Source organism: Actinoalloteichus spitiensis RMV-1378 (assembly GCF_000239155.1).
GTDB lineage: Bacteria > Actinomycetota > Actinomycetes > Mycobacteriales > Pseudonocardiaceae > Actinoalloteichus_B > Actinoalloteichus_B spitiensis.
The window spans coordinates 1-1,406 of sequence record NZ_AGVX02000753.1; the positions used below are offsets into that span (position 1 = coordinate 1).

The window sequence follows — 1,406 nt, forward strand, 5'->3', positions numbered from 1 at the left end:
CCACCACCACCCCGCGCCCGCCCCGGAAGGGGATGCTGATGGAACCGCTGCGCCTGGCGGACCTGCACGGTTCGCTGGCCGACCCGGTGCTGGCCGCCATGGAGTTCCTCAACGAGGTCGCCAACCGGTACCCGGAGGCCGTGTCCTTCGCCCCCGGCCGGCCCTACGAGGAGTTCTTCGACGTCGACGACCTGCACCACCACCTGCGCACCTTCCACCGGTACCTCGTCGAGGACCGGGGGATGGACGCGGCCGGCGCCCGCCGGACGCTGTTCCAGTACGGCCGAACCAAGGGCGTCATCCACGAGCTGGTCGCCCGCAACCTCGCCGAGGACGAGGGAGTGCGCGTCGACCCCGAGGCGGTGGTGGTCACCGTCGGGGCACAGGAGGCGATGCTGCTCACGTTGCGGGCCCTGCGCGCCGACCACCGGGACGTGCTGCTGGCCGTGTCACCGGTGTACGTGGGCATCACCGGCGCGGCGAGGTTGGTGGAGATGCCGGTGCTGCCGGTGCGGGACGGCGGGGCCGGGCTGGACCTCGACGACCTGGTGGCGGTGGCCCGGCGGGCGCGCCGGGAGGGGCTGCGGCCGCGCGGCCTGTACGTGGTCCCCGACTTCGCCAACCCGTCCGGGGCCTCCCTCGACCTCACTGCCCGGCGGGAGCTGATCCGGGTCGCCGAACAGGAGGACCTGCTGGTCCTGGAGGACAACCCCTACCGCCTGTTCGGCGCGACCGAACAACGACCACCCACCCTGCGGGCGCTCGGCGGGAACCGGGTGATCACGCTGGGCTCCTACGCCAAGACCGGGTTCCCCGGGGCCCGCATCGGCTACGCCGTCGCCGACCAGCCGGTCGACGTCGGCGGCGGGCGCACCGTCCCGTTGGCCGACCAGCTGTCCAGGCTCAAGAGCATGGTCACCGTCAACACCCCGCCGGTCGCCCAGGCGGTGATCGGCGGGCTGCTCCTCGACCACGGCCTCAGCCTCGTGAAGGCCAACGCCCGGGAGATCGAGGTGTACCGCCGCAACCGCGACGCGGTGTTCGACGGCCTCGCCGCCCGCCTGCCCGGCGCGGCGGAGCTGGGGGTGAGCTGGAACCGGCCCAGCGGGGGCTTCTTCATCGTCGTGACGGTGCCGTTCCCGGTGGACGACGCGCTGCTGGAGCGGTCCGCCCGCGAACACCGCGTGCTGTGGACGCCGATGCACCACTTCTACGGCGACGGCCGGCCGTTGCCGCACCTGCGGCTGTCGGTGAGCCTGCTGACCCCCGAGCGGATCGAGGGCGGGCTGGACCGCCTGGCCGCGTTCCTCACCGAGCACGCCGAGGCCGCCCGCGCGGGCGGCGGGCGCTGACCGGACGAACCCCCGGACCGGCGGCGGTGCCCGCTCACGCCGCCGCCGGCTCCC

General features: G+C 74.3%; 1 protein-coding gene. It reads left to right on the plus strand.

Annotation, left to right across the window (positions count from 1 at the left end; translation table 11 throughout):
- Positions 1–38: 38 nt before the first annotated feature.
- Positions 39–1,352: an aminotransferase-like domain-containing protein gene (locus ACTIDRAF_RS31230; RefSeq protein ID WP_083886681.1), complete on the plus strand. Its 1,314-nt coding sequence runs from the start codon at positions 39–41 to the stop codon at positions 1,350–1,352.
- Positions 1,353–1,406 lie beyond the last annotated feature (54 nt).

Coding starts and splice junctions, on each gene's coding strand:
- ACTIDRAF_RS31230 (WP_083886681.1), top strand. CDS start 39: ATGGAACCGCTGCGCCTGGCGGACCTGCACGGTTCGCTGGCCGACCCG.